This is a genomic window from Burkholderia metallica, from assembly GCF_001718555.1.
Taxonomy (GTDB): Bacteria; Pseudomonadota; Gammaproteobacteria; order Burkholderiales; family Burkholderiaceae; genus Burkholderia; species Burkholderia metallica.
This window is the reverse complement of the sequence record NZ_CP013403.1, coordinates 402,514-419,162: the sequence shown is the minus strand read 5'-3', so window position 1 is coordinate 419,162 and position 16,649 is coordinate 402,514. Positions and strand designations below refer to the sequence as shown.

12 protein-coding genes are annotated in these 16,649 nt (G+C 64.4%); 6 read left to right on the top strand and 6 right to left on the bottom strand.

What is annotated here, in order from left to right; genetic code table 11:
• Positions 1-101: 101 nt before the first annotated feature.
• Together WJ16_RS21665 and WJ16_RS21660 are read right to left on the bottom strand one after the other, a co-directional pair.
• Positions 102-1,745: a DUF2334 domain-containing protein gene (locus tag WJ16_RS21665; protein WP_069259142.1), complete on the bottom strand. Its 1,644-nt coding sequence runs from the start codon at positions 1,743-1,745 to the stop codon at positions 102-104.
• 12 nt (positions 1,746-1,757) lie between these two features.
• Complete coding sequence (locus WJ16_RS21660; protein ID WP_069261075.1) at positions 1,758-2,054, bottom strand: hypothetical protein; 297 nt, start codon at positions 2,052-2,054, stop codon at positions 1,758-1,760.
• 938 nt (positions 2,055-2,992) lie between these two features.
• Between WJ16_RS21660 and WJ16_RS21655 the strand changes: the two genes are divergently transcribed.
• Entirely contained in the window at positions 2,993-4,951 is a 1,959-nt protein-coding gene (locus WJ16_RS21655; protein ID WP_226263132.1) for a glycosyl transferase family protein, read from the top strand.
• A complete protein-coding gene (locus tag WJ16_RS21650; protein ID WP_069259140.1) occupies positions 4,948-6,642 on the top strand; it encodes an NfrA family protein in 1,695 nt (564 codons plus the stop codon). The genes WJ16_RS21655 and WJ16_RS21650 overlap by 4 nt, the downstream gene beginning before the upstream one ends.
• Before the next feature lie 40 nt (positions 6,643-6,682).
• Here WJ16_RS21650 and WJ16_RS21645 read toward each other — a convergent pair whose 3' ends face one another.
• Together WJ16_RS21645 and WJ16_RS21640 are read right to left on the bottom strand one after the other, a co-directional pair.
• A complete protein-coding gene (locus WJ16_RS21645) occupies positions 6,683-7,651 on the bottom strand; it encodes a hypothetical protein (RefSeq protein ID WP_069259139.1) in 969 nt (322 codons plus the stop codon).
• Positions 7,652-7,921: 270 nt separating this feature from the next.
• Complete coding sequence (locus tag WJ16_RS21640; protein WP_069259138.1) at positions 7,922-10,222, bottom strand: NADP-dependent malic enzyme; 2,301 nt, start codon at positions 10,220-10,222, stop codon at positions 7,922-7,924.
• Positions 10,223-10,358: 136 nt separating this feature from the next.
• Between WJ16_RS21640 and WJ16_RS21635 the strand changes: the two genes are divergently transcribed.
• The 3 genes from WJ16_RS21635 to WJ16_RS21625 all read left to right on the top strand — a co-directional run bounded on the left by WJ16_RS21635 (position 10,359) and on the right by WJ16_RS21625 (position 12,277).
• Positions 10,359-11,330: a LysR substrate-binding domain-containing protein gene (locus tag WJ16_RS21635; RefSeq protein ID WP_069259137.1), complete on the top strand. Its 972-nt coding sequence runs from the start codon at positions 10,359-10,361 to the stop codon at positions 11,328-11,330.
• 272 nt (positions 11,331-11,602) lie between these two features.
• Positions 11,603-11,866 (top strand): hypothetical protein, encoded by a 264-nt coding sequence (locus WJ16_RS21630; protein WP_069259136.1) that lies wholly within the window; start codon positions 11,603-11,605, stop codon positions 11,864-11,866.
• A 27-nt stretch (positions 11,867-11,893) separates the two neighbouring features.
• Positions 11,894-12,277: an ATP-dependent protease gene (locus tag WJ16_RS21625; RefSeq protein ID WP_069259135.1), complete on the top strand. Its 384-nt coding sequence runs from the start codon at positions 11,894-11,896 to the stop codon at positions 12,275-12,277.
• Positions 12,278-12,550: 273 nt separating this feature from the next.
• Here the strand turns inward: WJ16_RS21625 and WJ16_RS21620 are convergent, their stop codons facing one another.
• On the bottom strand, positions 12,551-13,678 hold the full coding sequence (locus WJ16_RS21620) for an aminotransferase class V-fold PLP-dependent enzyme (protein ID WP_069259134.1): 1,128 nt from the start codon (positions 13,676-13,678) through the stop codon (positions 12,551-12,553).
• 326 nt (positions 13,679-14,004) lie between these two features.
• Here WJ16_RS21620 and WJ16_RS21615 point away from each other — a divergent pair, with 326 nt between their 5' ends.
• Complete coding sequence (locus WJ16_RS21615; RefSeq protein ID WP_069259133.1) at positions 14,005-15,186, top strand: serine hydrolase domain-containing protein; 1,182 nt, start codon at positions 14,005-14,007, stop codon at positions 15,184-15,186.
• A gap of 108 nt (positions 15,187-15,294) precedes the next feature.
• Here the strand turns inward: WJ16_RS21615 and WJ16_RS21610 are convergent, their stop codons facing one another.
• Positions 15,295-16,467, bottom strand: coding sequence for an NAD(P)/FAD-dependent oxidoreductase (locus WJ16_RS21610; RefSeq protein WP_069259132.1), 1,173 nt, complete (start codon positions 16,465-16,467; stop codon positions 15,295-15,297).
• Positions 16,468-16,649: the final 182 nt, after the last annotated feature.

Here is a 16,649-nt window from a genome sequence, read left to right as displayed (position 1 = left end):
TCGCGGGAAGCATGCCTGCGCGTCATCGTAGCCGCTCGAACGCAAAAACGTGCGACCCGCATGGCCGATACGGGTCGCACGCAGCTGCCGTTACGCCGGGCTCACTTGGCGGTCGCGCCGTCCACCCACTTGTAGCCGAGATTCGTAATGCCGGTAATCATGCTCTGGAAGTCCTGGTACGCCGGCAATCCGAGATCGGGCTCGAGCCAGTACGGATGGAAGAAGAACGACGCGAAACCGTCCCGCACCGCCAGACCATACTTGGCATTGGTCACGATCTGCTGCCACGTGTACGTGATGCACGAGAATTTGTCGACGTTGCAGATGTTGTACTGCACGCTGCCCAGGTTCTCCGGAACGATCCGCTGTCCGTAGTAATCGGCGTTGATGATGTACGGGAAAAACTGCCCGGCCGAAAAATCCTGGTTCGCGGCACCCGTTCCGAGTTGCGGATTGGTCGACGTGTAGTACACGGCCCGCTGGAACGTGGTCGGGAACGTGAGCGCCGTCGCCGACGATGCGGCCGGCGACATCTGGTACTGCGGCGCGGCCCAGCCGACGACCTTGTAGCCGTTGGTCGTGAACTCCAGCAGGCCATCGGCCATCCGGCCTTCCGCCCACGGGATCGAGTCCTCGTCGACCGGCCGGTTCTGCACCGCGAACCAGAACTCGTAGTCGCTCCCGCTGACCGCATTCAGCAGGTTCGGCGTCGAATCGTACTGGTGCGTATAACCGTGCATCACGATCGAGCCGCCGCGTGCAAGCGCGTAGTTCAGCGCACTCTTGAGGCCGGTTGCCTGCGCCAGATGAATCGTCTCCGGCACGCCGCCGTTGTAATAGCCGTTCGGGTCCGTATACAACGGAATCGTGGCCATCGTGAACGGGATCCGCTTCGAGTACATGTAGTTCGTCAGCAGTTGCATCGAACTCGTCGTCGTGTACGCGTCGAGGTCTTCGAGACGCACGAGCGCACGATGATTCACCGGCGCATTGGTCTGCAGGATGTCGTGCAGGATGTCGCAGATCACCAGGTAGCGATCCGTCGGCCCGATGTAGGAAAACGGCACGTCGGCGAAGTACCAGAAATTGCCCGAGCGCATGACGTACGGCGCGGTTGCGCCGGTCTTGCTGTTCTTGATGGTGACGAGCGCCTGCGCCTTGGTGGAATCGAGGACCTGCGTCACGCCGATATCCGGATCCGCGCTGATCACGCCGGTCGACGCGTTGTACGCGTAATACTTGACCATCGGCAGGTTCTTGTAGGTGACCGTATCGTAGAAGCCGGGATTCGGATTGCTCGACGACGGCGTCGCGTTCATCCCGGCGAGGCTCACGAAGCTGAACCCGAAGGTCTGGTTGAACGTGTAGGCCGTGTTCCAGGCCAGCTGCCACAGGTTGTACTTGAACCAGACCACCGTCTTCTTGGTGGTCATCACGTCGGTCATGAACGCCGTCGGAATCGGGTTGTTGTAGTAGTCGCCGACATAGAACGTCACGTCGTGGCTCCCGACCATGCCGGACGTGTAGTTCTGGATCGGCACCAGATCGATCGTCGCGTTGAAGTGGCCGAGCAGGTTTCTCAGCATGATGCTGTACATCAGGCCCAGCTTCGAATACGGATCGTTGGCCGGATTGTCGTAGAGCACGAGCGTATGGGCGGTGGTGGCCTGCGCGTGCGCGGTACCCGGCAATGTCATTTGCGCGAGTCCCGCAAGCAGGGCGATGACGAGCAAGATCTTTTTCATGGCCGTTTCTCCCTACTCACGTTCCACATTGCCGTTTAACTTCTTGACCGACTTCTTGCTGAACTTCGGACGGCCCGTTTCCTTGTACGCTTTTTCCCAATCCTCGTCGGACATGCCCGCTTTCAGGTTGACCTGGGCCGAGCCGTTCGGTAGCGGCGGCGGTTTGATCTTCAGGGCAGGCGCATCGCCCGTCTGCTGCGCATGTGCGTCCTGTACGCCGACAGTGAAGACGAGCGCAGTGATCAATGCGGCGAGCGATCCGGCGGTACGCAACCCGTTCCTGAAACATTGTTTGCGATGCGAAGGCATGATTTTCATCCTTTGATAAGCAAAATAAGGTCATCTCGTTAACGAAACGGGCACGGCCGAACGCCATCCGGATTACGGGGCGTCATGTCGTGAATGTCTGCTGCGCGTTCGAACCCGGACGAACAAATCCGGCCGGGGATGGTTGGACTTTCAAGCTAGAACCGTACCATCCGTCGCAAACGGGCATAGCGCCAAGGCGGCGAAATCGGCGTATCTACGCGATTCGAAAATGCGTCGATAAAACGTTTCAGACGTGCAACGCAGCCGCGTCGCGAATTAAATCGGACGAACGTAATAAACGTGTTCGTACGATTCGGGGAAAACCATTCGATTAGCGCGCATCGTCGAATCGCGAAGCGGCACTCGCCGCGGTTGCTATGCATGCGCAATGCGGGACCGACACACCGTGTTGCCGGTTCGATACCGAACCGTTCATCAGGTCTCCGCAGGCGTTGCATGACGCGTGCAGAAGGTGGCGATCACCGCCCGGCAAAGGGCCTGAGAACGCCGTGTCGCTCGCTCGAGCGACCGCATGTTTCAGCACTGAAACGTTTGATCGGCATTCGGCGAGCCGATCCTGTGCGGCACCTCGCACACCCCGCAAGGCCAAGGGTCGCGCAGCGATGGCGCACGACTTGCTACATCTGCAGTGTGCCGCGAGGCGCGCGCCGCGCGCAGAGCGGACGCAAGCGTCGACGCAAGCACGCGGGAAACAGGCGGTCGAAAAGTCACCCACTGAATACGTCACGTCGTTCGCGACGTAACGAGGCCACATCGAGGCAGCGCGCGTCCCATACGGCGCTCGTCCGGTCGGCCGGCATTCGCGCGGCGCAAGCCACGAAGTGGACGTGACGGGGGCGACGAGGACGAAAAGCGTTTCGTCCTGCGTCGATACGAGGGGAAACAATCCGGTACGAGACAAAAGCGCGGAAAGAATGATGGATCACATGATTTGGAGTTCATATTTATATGCGCTCAACCTTGTCGCCATCGTGACCGCACTCGTCATCCTGGTGAGCACACTGGATGACCTCACGCTGGACGCCTGTTACTGGTCCTTCGAAATCCGGCGCATCCTTCGCCGTGAAAAATCGCAAACGATCGATATCGGCATGCTGCGCGCGCTCGAAGAGCGCCATCTGGCGCTGATGGTGCCGGCATGGAAGGAATACGACGTGATCGCCAGGATGATCGAGAACACCCTGACGACTCTCGAGTACGAGCGGTACGTGATATTCGTCGGCACTTATCACAACGATGCCGAAACCACGGCCGAGGTCGAGCGGATGGTCCGAAGGTATCCGGGCCGCGTCACGCGCGCGACGGTGATGAACGACGGGCCGACTTGCAAGGCCGACTGCCTGAACTGGATCATCGAAGCGATCCTGCGCTACGAATCGGTCCATCACATCCAGTTCGCGGGTGTCGTGATGCACGACTGCGAGGACGTCATTCATCCGGTCGAACTCAAGTACCTCAACCATGCGGTCGCGGACAGCGACCTGGTCCAGCTTCCCGTGCTGTCGTTGCCGCGGAAATGGAACGAGTTCGTCGCCGGATGCTATCTGGACGACTTCAGCGAGACGCACCAGAAGGACGTGCCGGTGCGCGCCCGGCTGACCGGCATCGTCCCGGGCGCGGGCGTCGCGTCGTGCTACAGCAGGCGCTCGATCGAAGCGGCGATGAAGGAGCGCAACGGCGCGCCGTTCAACACCAGTTCGCTGACCGAGGACTACGACTTCAGCTTCCGGCTGAGAGACCTCGGGATGAAGGAAACCTTCGCGTGCATTCCGTTGTCGGGGTTCACGCGCGACGCGGCGGAGAAGCGCGCACCGGGCGGCGCCGCGAACCGGAACCTGCTCGCCACGTGCGAGTATTTTCCGAAAACGTTCCGGACTGCATACCGTCAGCGCACGCGCTGGATCCTCGGCATTGCGTTTCAGGGCTGGGAGCAACTCGGATGGAAAGGCAACCTGCTCACCCGCTACCTGTTCTTCCACGATCGCAAGGGCATCCTGACCTCGCTGTTTTCGGTCGTCGCGTACGGCGTGCTGATCAACTTCCTGTTGCTCGGCGCGCTGCAGCGCGCCGGCCATCTGATCCCGGTGCACGCCCCGCTCGTCATGGCAGGCGACTGGGTCGCGCCGCTGCTGTGGATCAACACCGCGATGCTGTTCGCGCGCGCCGCCCAGCGCTTTCATTTCGTCAGCAGGCTGAACGGCCCGACCCAGGGGCTGCTGTCGATTCCGCGGATGTTCGTCAACAACCTGATCAATTTCTACGCGGTTTGCCGCGCGTGGCGCATCTATATCCGCCATCTGGCGACCGGCAAGCCCATCGCATGGGACAAGACCAGTCATACCTATCTGTCGAACGAAGCGCTCGGGAAGATGCGCCAGAAAGTCGGCGAGATTCTGGTCGACTGGGGCGTGGTCACGCTGGAGCAATTGCAGGCCAGCCTCGAGAAGCAACTGGCCTGCGGCAAGCGGCTGGGTGAACTGCTGCTGGAAGACTGCGCGATATCCGCCGAATCGCTCGCGGATGCGATCGCCGAACAGGCCGAGCTGCCGCGCGTGAGTCTCGGCAACGTCGCGGTGGGCCACTTCGCGGATTCGCTCGCATTCGAGCTGCAGTACGCGTATCGCGCCGTCCCGTTTTCGACCGCGGAGGACGGCACGCTGAACGTGGCGGTCGGGCGGCCGCTCACGCCGGACGAACAGGACGTCATGCGCCGGGGCGCGCGGTCGAACGTGGCCTACTTCATCGCGAGCGACGCGGAAATTGCCGCCGAACTCGCCCGGCACTCCCGCTTCGTCGAAATCGCACGCGCACGCGACGGCGACCCGGCGGCGCAACAGGACGCGCCCGTGAGAACACCGTCGGGAGAACAGGCATGAAGCAGACGAGACCCGCGATCGCGGCCGGCCTCAAGCGCCGCGCACGGTTGAGCGCGCTGGCGATCGCGGTGGCGCTGGCCTGGCATGCGCCGGCTTCCGCCGCCGCGCCGCTGACGCCCAAAGCCTACCGGCTCGCCGACAGCGCGTACAAGGCGATCAATGCCGGCGACCTGCCGCTCGCGGAAACGTATGCGTCGCGCGCGATCAAGCTTCAGCCCGGTAGCGAACAGCTCGGGCTGCTGCTCGTCGACGTGTATCACCGGGAAGGGAAAGTCGACGAAGCGGACGCCCTGGTTGAATCGCTGGTCATTCGTTTTCCGAAGAGTGCGGCGGTACGCGCGCAGCACGGCTATCTGGCGCAGCGTCAGATGCACTACGACGTCGCGTGCAGCGATTTCGCGGCTGCCGTCGCCACCGGAAAATGGAGCAAGGATCAGCAGCGCAACCTGCGTCTCGCGTGGTCGGACAGCGCGCTCGCGGCGAATCGTCCGCACGAGGCCGGGATGGCGCTGGCGCCGCTGGCCGACGAGAAATCGGCCGTCGTGCAGTTGCGTATCGCGCAGTTGAGCCTGCAGGCAGGCGACCGCGATACCGCCATCCGCATGGCCGATCTGGCCGCCGCCGATGCGACGACCGAAGGCGAGCGCAACATGGCCGCGTCGATCGCCGCGCAGGCGCGGCAGGAAGACCAGGCCGCCCAGGCGCCGGCGGACAATGCCGCGCAACAGAAATTGCAGGACGCGTACGACCTGCTGCGCGACCACAAGGATCGCGAGGCGCTCGACGCATTCCGGGAAGGATTCGCGGGCGGCGCAGGCAACGCGATGAACTACGCGGACGCGGGCTACGCGGCCAAGCGGATCGGGTTGAACGACGAGTCCATCGACCTGTTCGAACACAGCCTCGACGCCGATGAAAACGAACACACCTTCGATGCGCAGCACAAGTTCGGCTATCGGCGGGAAGTCGAGCAGCTTCAGCGCACCTGGGGGTTCGTGCTGAGCGCGCCGTACCAGTCGGCCGCGTTCGGCCCGCAAGGCACCATCAGCGTGTTGCAGCCGGGTATCGAGGTGTACTGGCAGCCGCCGAAGATCGGCTATCAGAACGGCCGCATCTTCCAGTTCTTCGTACGCGGATACGGCACGGCCTACGACGGCACGGGCAACGTGACCGGCATGCCGACCGTGCAGGGGTCGGTGGGCGCGCGCTACAAGCCGCTGCCCGACCAGAACGTCGTGCTGACCGCCGAGCGGCTGTTCCACGTCGGCGCCCTGTCGATGACGGACTGGCTGATGCGTATCGGCTATTCGTCGGAAGGCGGGACCGACCTGCGGGTGACCGAACCGAGCTGGCGCAGCTGGCAGGCGTACGTCGAGGGCGCGTACTTCATCAGCGCGGGCCGGTACATCATTTATTCGGAGCTGCGTTACGGGCACACGTGGCGGGTGCCGATGATCAGCGATCGGCTGACGGTCTACCCGCATGCCGCGGTGGCCGGCGATCACGACAATCGACAGCCGGAGAAGACGGCGATCGGCGCCGGGCCCGGTATCCAGTTTCGGTACTGGTTTCGCGAGGGCCGCTATAGCGCGCCGGCAAGCTATCTGGATGTCACGGTGCAATACCGGTTCGGGCTGACGTCAGCGGCACGCGCACGAGGTCTCGTGGTACGCGCGACATTGTGGTTCTAACAGGCGACGCTGACGCTGGCTCGCGAAGGGCGCTTGCCGCTTAGTTGGGTGCCTTGAGCGTGATGATCGTCTGACGCAACAGCTGGAAGTACGCGCTCGTCGAATACGGGAGCATCTGCTCGACGTAGTTCCACCAGAAGAATCCGCCGATGAAACGCGGATCGTTCATGCTGCCGACCATCGGGTAGTACGTCTTGATCAGGTTCTGCTGCACCGATGCCGGCGCGGAGGTGTCCGACGTGCCGATTTCACCGAAACCGACCTTCGCGTTCGGGAAGATGCTTTCCAGCGCCGCGAAATCGTTCTTCCACGTCGGATTCAGCCCCGTGCAATCCTGATACGGGTAGTAGCTGAACAGCGCGTAGTCGGCCTGCTGGCGGACCGTCGCGGACAGGAACGCGGTGGGCCACGTCTTCCAGTAGTCCTGCGGCTTCTCCCAGCAGTTGTTGCCCTTGCTGTCGTCGTTGTAGTACAGCGTGATGGCCGTCTTGCCGCCGTTCGATTTGACGATCTGGTTGGCCGCCGCAACCATCTGGCCGATCTGCTGCTCTTGCGCGTTGACCACGGCGTTCGTGCCGCTCGGGTTCTTGCGCAGCCATTCGCCGTTGATTTCGTTCGCGATCTCCCAGACGTCGACGGTGTTCTTCAACTGCGACACCAGTTCCTGCGTTCTGGCCTGATACGTCGCGAGATCCGTCGGGAAATAGTAAGAATCGTAGACTTCGCCCATCACGTAGGCGACGGCGTGCAGGCGCAGCAGCGGTGCGTAGTAGTCGGCGGCCGACGTACCCGGATCGAACACGACGCGCACGGTGGGCTTGTACGGCAGGTTCTGCAGCGACGCGACGATCGCGTCCAGCTTCGTCAGATCGTCGAGGGTCACACCGTAGACGGGATTCTTCAGCGGTTCGACCTGGGCCTCGGCGGGCCGGGATAAAGGCAGGAGCCCGGCATAAGCAACGCATGCGGCGATCGCCGTGCGCGAGAGTTTTTTCGTCAGCTTAATCAAAACAAATATCGTCCAAAAGTAAGAAGAAGCGCGATTTTAGACGAAAATAAAAGCTAATTATCTGACGATAGCGAAAGTGGCGAGCCCTAAAAGATCGCCGGGATTGTTGCCCGGCACGACGTGCCGGGCGCCATGCATCGGCCATTGTTACGCGATACTGATTAAATGCACGGCAGCATCGGATCGAGCGACCGCGCAGCGGAACCCGCCCTACGGGGATACCACTACGCGGCGCATGGCTGGGAGGCGTCCCCCCCTCCCGGTGCCTGCTCAGGCAGACGCGTTGCGATTCGCCTCGATCACCGTCAACGCGGTCATGTTCACGATCCGCCGCACCGTCGCGCTCGACGTGAGGATGTTCACCGGCGCATTCACGCCCAGCAGGAACGGCCCCACCGCCACGTTGCTGCCGGCCTCGGTCTTGAGCAGGTTGTACGCGATGTTCCCCGCATCCACGTTCGGGCAAACGAGCAGGTTGGCCGCGCCCTTGAGCGGCGACATCGGCAGAAGCCGCAACCGCAGGCCCTCGTCGAGCGCGCAGTCGCCGTGCATTTCGCCGTCCGCCTCGATATCCGGCGCCTGCTCCCGGATGATCTCCAGCGCCCGGCGCATCTTCACGCCCGACGCCGCACTCCCCGAGCCGAAGTTCGACCGCGACAGCAGGGCCGCCTTCGGCGTCAGGTTCAGCCATTCCATCTGGCGCGCGGCGGCAATCGTGAATTCCGCGATCTGCTCCGCATCGGGATTGTCGTTGACGTGCGTATCGACCAGCGCGACCGTGCGCTGATCGAGCAGCAGGATGTTCATCGCCGCATAGGTCGACGCACCCGGCTTCTTGCCGATCACCTCGTCGACGAACCGCAGGTGGTTGTGGTACTCGCCCACCGTCCCGCAAATCATCCCGTCCGCGTCGCCGAGCCGCACCATCATCGCGCCGATCAGCGTCAGCCGGCGCCGCATCTCGACCCGCGCCATCTCCTTCGAGATGCCGTCGCGGCAACGCAGCTCCCAGTACGTCGCCCAGTATTGCGGGAACCGCTCGTCATATTCGGGATTGGTCACTTCGACATCCTGACCGAGCCGGATCCGCAGGCCGAACCGCTCGATGCGCGCGAGCAGCACCTCCGGGCGCCCGACCAGGATCGGGCGCGCCAGCTTCTCGTCGACGATCACCTGCACCGCGCGAAGCACGCGCTCGTCCTCGCCTTCGGTAAAGACGATCCGCGCCCTGCCGCCGTCGCGCACGAGCCGGCGCGCCGTCGCGAACAGCGGCTTCATGAACGCGCCGGAATGGTAGACGAATTGCTGCAGTTGCTCGACGTACGCGTCGAGATCGGTCAGCGGGCGCGTCGCGACGCCGCCTTCCATCGCCGCCCTGGCGACGGCCGGCGCGATACGGACGATCAGGCGCGGGTCGAACGGCTTCGGAATCAGGTATTGCGCGCCGAACGCCACGCCGTACTCGCCGTAGGCGGCCGCGACGACTTCGTTCTGCTCTTCCTCGGCCAGCCCGGCGATCGCGTGAACCGCGGCGATCTCCATTTCACGGGTGATCGTCGTCGCGCCCACGTCCAGCGCGCCGCGGAAGATGTACGGGAAACAGAGGACGTTGTTGACCTGGTTCGGGTAGTCGGAACGGCCGGTCGCGATCACGACGTCGTCGCGCGTCGCATGCGCCAGTTCCGGGAAAATTTCCGGCGTGGGGTTGGCCAGCGCGAGAATCAGCGGGCGCGGCGCCATCGCCTTCAGCATGTCGGCGCTCAGGATGCCGCCGACCGACAGGCCCAGGAACACGTCCGCGCCGCCGATCACTTCGGACAGCTTGCGCGCATCGGTTTCCTGCGCGAAGCGCGCCTTCGCCGGGTCCATCAGCACGGTGCGGCCGCGGTAGACGACGCCTTCGATATCGGTCACCCACACGTTTTCGACCGGCAGCCCGAGGTCGACCAGCAGGTCCAGACAGGCCAGCGCGGCGGCGCCGGCCCCCGAGGTCACGACCTTCACTTCGGAAATCGACTTGCCGACGACCTTCAGCCCGTTGATGAACGCGGCGGCCACGGTGATCGCGGTGCCGTGCTGATCGTCATGGAAGACGGGAATCTTCATGCGCTCGCGCAGCTTCTGCTCGACCGTGAAGCATTCGGGCGCCTTGATGTCCTCGAGGTTGATGCCGCCGAAGGTCGGCTCGAGGCCCGCGATGATGTCGACCAGCTTGTCCGGATCGGTTTCGTTGATCTCGATGTCGAAGACGTCGATCCCCGCGAACTTCTTGAACAGCACGGCCTTGCCTTCCATCACCGGCTTGGACGCGAGCGGGCCGATGTTGCCCAGGCCCAGCACCGCCGTGCCGTTCGTGATCACGCCCACCAGATTGCCGCGGCTCGTGAAACGGTGCGCCTGCAGCGGATCGGCGGCGATGGCCTCGCACACGCCCGCCACGCCCGGCGTATAGGCCAGCGCGAGATCGCGCTGGGTCACGAGCGGCTTGCTCGCGACGACCGAGATCTTTCCCGGGGTCGGAAATTCGTGATAGTCGAACGCTGCCTGCTGCTGTGTCTCAGTCTGTTTCATGTTTTTCGATCCGGGCACGGGCGCCAGGCCAGTCCCGGCGCGATCCATGAAGGGGATTCTAGGGATCTGCCATAAGGTGATGATTCTGTTTTAATATCGGCCCATCACTTTTTCATGATGCATACGTGACCAGTCAATGATTTTCGATGCGAACGACGTGGTCAGGCGGCTGGGCGCCCGCTTGAAGATGCGGCACCTGGTACTGTTGCTGCAGATCCAGCAGCACGGGTCGCTGACGCGCGTCGCGGAGCACATGGCCAGCAGCCAGCCGGCGGTGACGAACGCGTTGTCCGAACTGGAGAGCATGTTCGGCACGCCGCTTTTCGAGCGCTCGTCGCGCGGGATGCGGCCCACCGCGCTCGGCGCGGTCGTGCTCGAACGGGCGAAGGCGATGATCAAGGATCTCGACCACCTCGCCCGCGAGATGGAGGCCGTCGCCGCCGGGCATGCGGCCCACCTGCACATCGGCGTGATTCCGTTCATTTCCGGGCAGATGCTGTCGGCGGCGCTCAAGCGGCTGCAGGCGCGCATGGAACGCCGCCTGACCGCGACGATTCACGAAGGCACCAGCGACCAGCTGCTGTTGCAGCTCCGGGATCACAGTGTCGACATCGTGATCGGGCGGGCGTCGTCGGCGATCGATCTGGGCCAGGTCTCGTTCGAAGTGCTGTACCAGCAGCAGCCGCGCATGATCGCGAGCCGGCGCCTCGCCGCGAAACTGGCCCGCACCGCGCTCGACTGGCACAAGCTGCACGCGCTCGACTGGATTCTCGGTGCGCCGCATACGCCGATGCGCGAACAGGTGACCGACCTGTTCCTGTCGGCCGGCATCGCGCCGCCCGTTCCGGTCGTCGAGAGTTACTCGTCGAAGCTGATCGGCGAAATGATCGCGTCGAGCGACGAAGCCGTCTCGATCGTGCCCGCCGATATCGCGGAAGAACTGGTACGGATCGCCGGTGTGGCGATCGTGCCTTATTCGCTGGTGTGGACGCTGCCGCCCATCGCGCTGTTTACCCGCACCGCCGATTCGCGCGCGCCGGCGCGGGATCTGCTCGTCGACGCGCTGCGCGAGGTGTGCAGGGAGACTTATGGGGATGCGCAGCGGTAGCGGGTGGTGAGGCGGGCTTGGGTCGAACTGCGCTTCGGCCGCCCGCGGCGCCCGCGCGAAAAATTGGCCCGCACCGGAAAGCGCGGGCCAAGCGGAGAACACACAACACCTTGGGGGGGTATCAAGGCGAGACCAGTCTAGCCCCAGTCGACGGATAGAAGATTTCAGGCCAAATTACAGCTATTACTTCATATAACGAAGGGTCGTTTGCGGTTGTGTGCGGCCAACGTGCGGCACATCGTCCATGAGCGCATGTAGCGGCTCGGCTCCGCGTGTCGTTCAGCGACACCGCCTTGCGCCGGAGCGAGGTCGGCACCCGAATGATGGCCGCTGCCATCATGCGTGAACGGCATCCCCCGCAGGTTGCGCCCTTCGTCAGCGATGCCGGGATCGGGTTCCGATATCATGTCGCCGAAATCACCGCCGTCCACGAGACCTTTTCCCATGCGCCGTTGCGCAAGGATTTCGTGGGAATGCGGCAGCGCATCGCTTCCGGAAAACGCATCGCCCGGAGCGGCCTGACCCGCTGGCGATGAGATGCAACGACCCACACGAGAGATGGAATGACGACGACCTTCGACGAGGCGACAACGGCGGCGATCGCCGCGTTTGCGCAACTGGATTTCGAGACGGCCGTGCAGGCAATGCGCGCCGAAGCCGATTACGACCACGAACTGGACAAGTGGATCTCGCGCTATATCGACGAGCACGGCGGCGGCGCGGACGACGCGGAATACGACGCGTTGCACGCGCGGGCCCAGGCAACTCCGGAATACGCGCAGTTCGTCGACGAGGTTCGCCGGGAAATCCGGGAATACTTCGACGTGACCGACGAACAACTGGACTGGATGATCGTGCTGCGCAACGACGACAGCGATGCGCTCTGGGCGGAAGTCAACCGGCAGCGAAGCGCGCTGGGAACCGGTGAAGTGCGCGGGGATCTCTGACCGTTGCTTGCCGAGGGCGTCTGGAGTCACGCCGGGGGCGGGGCTGGAGCAAGGTCGGTCACGTGGTGCGCCCGCGCCGCGCAACAAGCACCCCGCCCGACACGCGGATCACACCGAACGCCTTCGGCGTACTATCTCGCTGCGCATGGGTACATCGAATCCGCTTCGTGAACTCATGCCCGCACATCGAACGAGACAACCACGCCGGCGAGGCGGCCGGCCGCGAACGTACCCCGTCCACCACCCACGACCTCGCCAGATCCGAAAGCCGGCTTAAACGACCCGCTCCAGCGCATCCGCGAACCGCGCCACCGCCCCGTCGACGTCATGCAGCTTGTCGAGCCCGAACAGCCCGAGACGGAAGGTCTTGAAATCCTCCGGCTCGTCGCATTGCAGCGGCACCCCGGCCGCGATCTGCAAGCCGACGTCCGCGAATTTCTTCCCGGTGCGAATCCCGTCGTCGTCCGTATAACTGACCACGACACCCGGCGCCTCGAACCCCTCCGCCGCCACACTCCGAAACCCCTTGTCCGCCAGCAACGCACGAATGCGCTTGCCGAGTTCGAGCTGCTCCGCCTTCACCTTGTCGAAGCCGTAAGCCTCGGTTTCCTTCATCACGTCACGCAGCGTGGTGAGGCTGTCGGTCGGCATCGTCGCGTGATAGGCGAACCCGCCGCCCTCGTAAGCTTCCATGATCTGCAGCCACTTGCGCAGATCGCACGCGAAGCTCGTGCTCGTCGTCGCATCGATGCGTTCGCGGGCCAACGCGCTCAGCATGACCATCGCGCAGCACGGCGACGCGCTCCAGCCCTTCTGCGGCGCGCTGATCAGGATGTCGACGCCACTCGCCTGCATGTCGACCCACACCGTGCCGGACGCGATGCAGTCCAGCACGAACATGCCGCCGACGGCATGCACGGCATCGGCTACCGCGCGCAGATACGCATCGGGCAGCATCATCCCGGACGCGGTTTCGACGTGCGGCGCAAACACCAGATCCGGCTTGTGTTCGTTGATCGCGGCGACCACTTCGTCGATCGGGGCCGGCGCATACGCGGCCTGCCGTCCCGCTTCGACCGGGCGCGCCTTCAGCACCGTCGTTTCGGACGGAATGCTGCCCATGTCGAAGATCTGCGACCAGCGGAAGCTGAACCAGCCGTTGCGGATGACCAGGCACTTCCTGTTCGTCGCGAACTGCCGCGCGACGGCTTCCATGCCGAACGTCCCGCTGCCGGGGACGATCACGACCGACTTCGCGTTGTAGACTTTTTTCAGCGTGGCGGAGATGTCGCGCATGACGCCCTGAAAGCGCTGCGACATATGGTTGACCGAGCGATCGGTGTACACCACCGAATATTCGAGGAGCCCCTCGCGGTCAACATCGGGAAGTAAACCTGGCATGCTCGCCTCCGGTGAAAGATGAACGATGGGTCCGGGCGAGCGGCGTCCGTCATGCGATACCGCCCTGCACCCATGCAATTGCGTTATTTTCTCGACGAAAGCAGATTCTAACGAAGGCCGCCCGCCGCTAGGCGCATATTTTGTCGGCCGGCCGGTGGATGCCCGGCCACGCGCGGCCCCCGGCTGAATCGCCCGCCGCGTGGCCGTCCACGCCGCCCGTTGCCGCGCACGAAGCCGTCGAAGCCCTGTTCCATGTATGGACAAGATGGCACTTCCGCCGCGTGCCGCCTACCATGTCGGCTCCCCCCTTCACGACAGAGTCTCCGATGATCCCCAACCGAGCATCATCCCGGCAGCCGTCGACCGATCCCGCGCTCGCCGAACGCGTCGATGCGGTACTGTCCCGCCAACTCGAAACGCAACGCCTCGTCGGTGCGGTCGTCCTGATCGCACGCGACGGCGAACTCGTCTATCGCCGCGCAGCCGGGTTCGCCGACCGCGAAACGCGCACGCCGATGCAGGAGGACACGCTGTTCAGGCTCGCGTCGGTGACGAAGCCGATCGTCTCGGCAGCCGCCATGGTGCTCATTGCACAGCACAAGCTGTCGCTCGACGACGACGTCACGCGCTGGCTGCCCGAGTTCCGTCCGGCACTGCATGACGGCAGCGTGCCGGTGATCACGGTGCGGCATCTGCTCACGCATACCGCCGGCCTCGGCTATCGCTTTACGGAAGCCGACGCAACGTGCGCGTATGCCCGTGCGGGTGTCTCCGACGGGCTGGATAGCGCATCGATCACCCTCGCCGAAAACGTGCGCAGGATCGCGAGCGTGCCGTTGCAGTTCACGCCCGGAACCGGCTGGGACTACTCGCTCTCGATCGACGTCGTCGGCGCGGTCATCGAGGCCGTCAGCGGGCTGCCGCTCGCCGACGCAATCGATGCGCTGGTGCTGCGCCCGCTCGGTACTCGCGACACGGGATTCGTCGCACGCGACGCCGCGCGGCTCGCGACGCCCTACGTCAATGACACGCCGCAGCCGCACCGGCTCGCCGAGGGCGAAACCGTACCCATCTACGAAGGCACCGTCGGCGTGACGTTCTCGCCGTCGCGCGCGCTGAACCCGGAAGCGTTCGCGTCGGGCGGCGCCGGGATGGTCGGCACCGCCGGCGACGTGCTGAACGTGCTCGACACGCTACGCGCGGGCGGCGGCACGCTGCTGCCGGCCGACCTGGTCGACGAGATGGCGCGCATCCATACGGGCAACCTCGAGTTGCCCGACCTGCCCGGCGCAGGTTTCGGGATCGGGTTTTCCGTGTTGCGCGACCCGCAAGCGGCCGCGTCGCCGGAGTCCGTCGGCACCTGGCGCTGGGGCGGCGTCTATGGCCATTCGTGGTTCGTCGACCGCGCCCGCGGGCTCACCGTCGTGTCGCTGTCGAACACGCTCTACGAAGGAATGAACGGCCAGTACACGCTCGATCTGCGCGACGCGATCTACGGCGCAGGCTGACACGCGCAACGGCACGCACAGCAAAAAAAGGCCCGACACATGTCGGGCCAACGGGTTTGAGACACAAGGAGAATCCCGCCCACCCCACTATCGGGCGGTCACGCCGCGCTACACGACGTTCTTTTCGACGATCGGCCGGTTTTCCAGCACCCGCGCCCAGCCGAGCGTCGACAGGTCGAGCGTGTCGTAACGCCCGCCCAGAATGAGTTCGCTGACGCCGCGCCCGGTCGCCGGCCCTTGCTGCAGCCCGTGGCCGCTGTAGCCGTTGGCGAACACGACGTTGTCGAGTTCCGGGTGATACCCGATGATCGCGTTGTGGTCGAACACGTTGTACTCGTAGTACCCGGACCAGCAGTTCTCCACGCGCAGTGCCTCGAACTCGGGCACGCGATTCGCGAGCGTCGGCCAGATCACCTCGTCGAACAGGTCGTGGTCGACTTCGTCGAGCGGCAGGTCGTCCGGGTCGCGGTCCGGGCTCGGCGACGTCCCGCAGATATACGTGCGCCCTTCGGGCCGGAAATACACGCCGGTCGGGTCGATCAGCAGCGGGCAATCGGTGAGCTTCGCCGGCGACGACACGTTGAAGATGCTGCGGCGCCGCGCATAGACGGGAATGTCGATGCCCATCATCGACGACAGCGTGCGCGTCCACGCACCGGCCGCGTTGACCAGCGTGTCGCACGCATAGCGCTCGCCGTCGCCCGTGACGACATGCGTGATCTTCCGTCCGTCGCGCGCGACCGACTTCACATCGGCCGCCACATAACGCGCCCCGAGCGCCTGCGCCTTCTTGCGCAGCGCCTGCACGAGCCCGTAGCCGTCGAACCAGCCTTCGCCGCTCGCGCCATACGCGCCCGATACGAGATCGTCGACGTTCAGCCACGGGAACTTCGCGCGCAACGCATCGCGATCCATCAGCAGAATATCGGCACCGAGGCGCGTCTGCAGCGCGTGGTTCTCGCGCAGCGTCGCGTCGCCGGCCGGCGTCGCGAGGAACAGGTAGCCGCCTTCGTGCAGGTCGATCGACGGCCGGTGGCCGTCCACTTCGAGCCGTTCCCCGATGGTGCGCAGGAAGTCGATGCCGAACAGCGACATCTCGATCGACAGCGGCGTCGAGAACTGCTGGCGAATCGACGCGGCCGACAACGCCGACGACGAGCGCGCATAGGTGGGGTCGCGCTCGATCACGGTCACGGATACCGTGGGATCGGTGGCGCGAAGGAAATAGGCGATCGAGCTGCCGATCACACCACCGCCGACGATGACGACTTGAGAACTCACGACTGACTCCAGTTGCACAGGTCGGGCGCGGCCAGCCGGCCGCGCCCTTAGGTTGTTCGTGCCGCGTCGCACGCGGCGTCGCGCGGGCGGCTTCGTGCGGCTGCAACACCGGCGTGCGCCGCGATCGGAACCGATCGCCCATGGCATTTCAGCACGTCCGGCAACGCCGCGAAAGTCCGCGC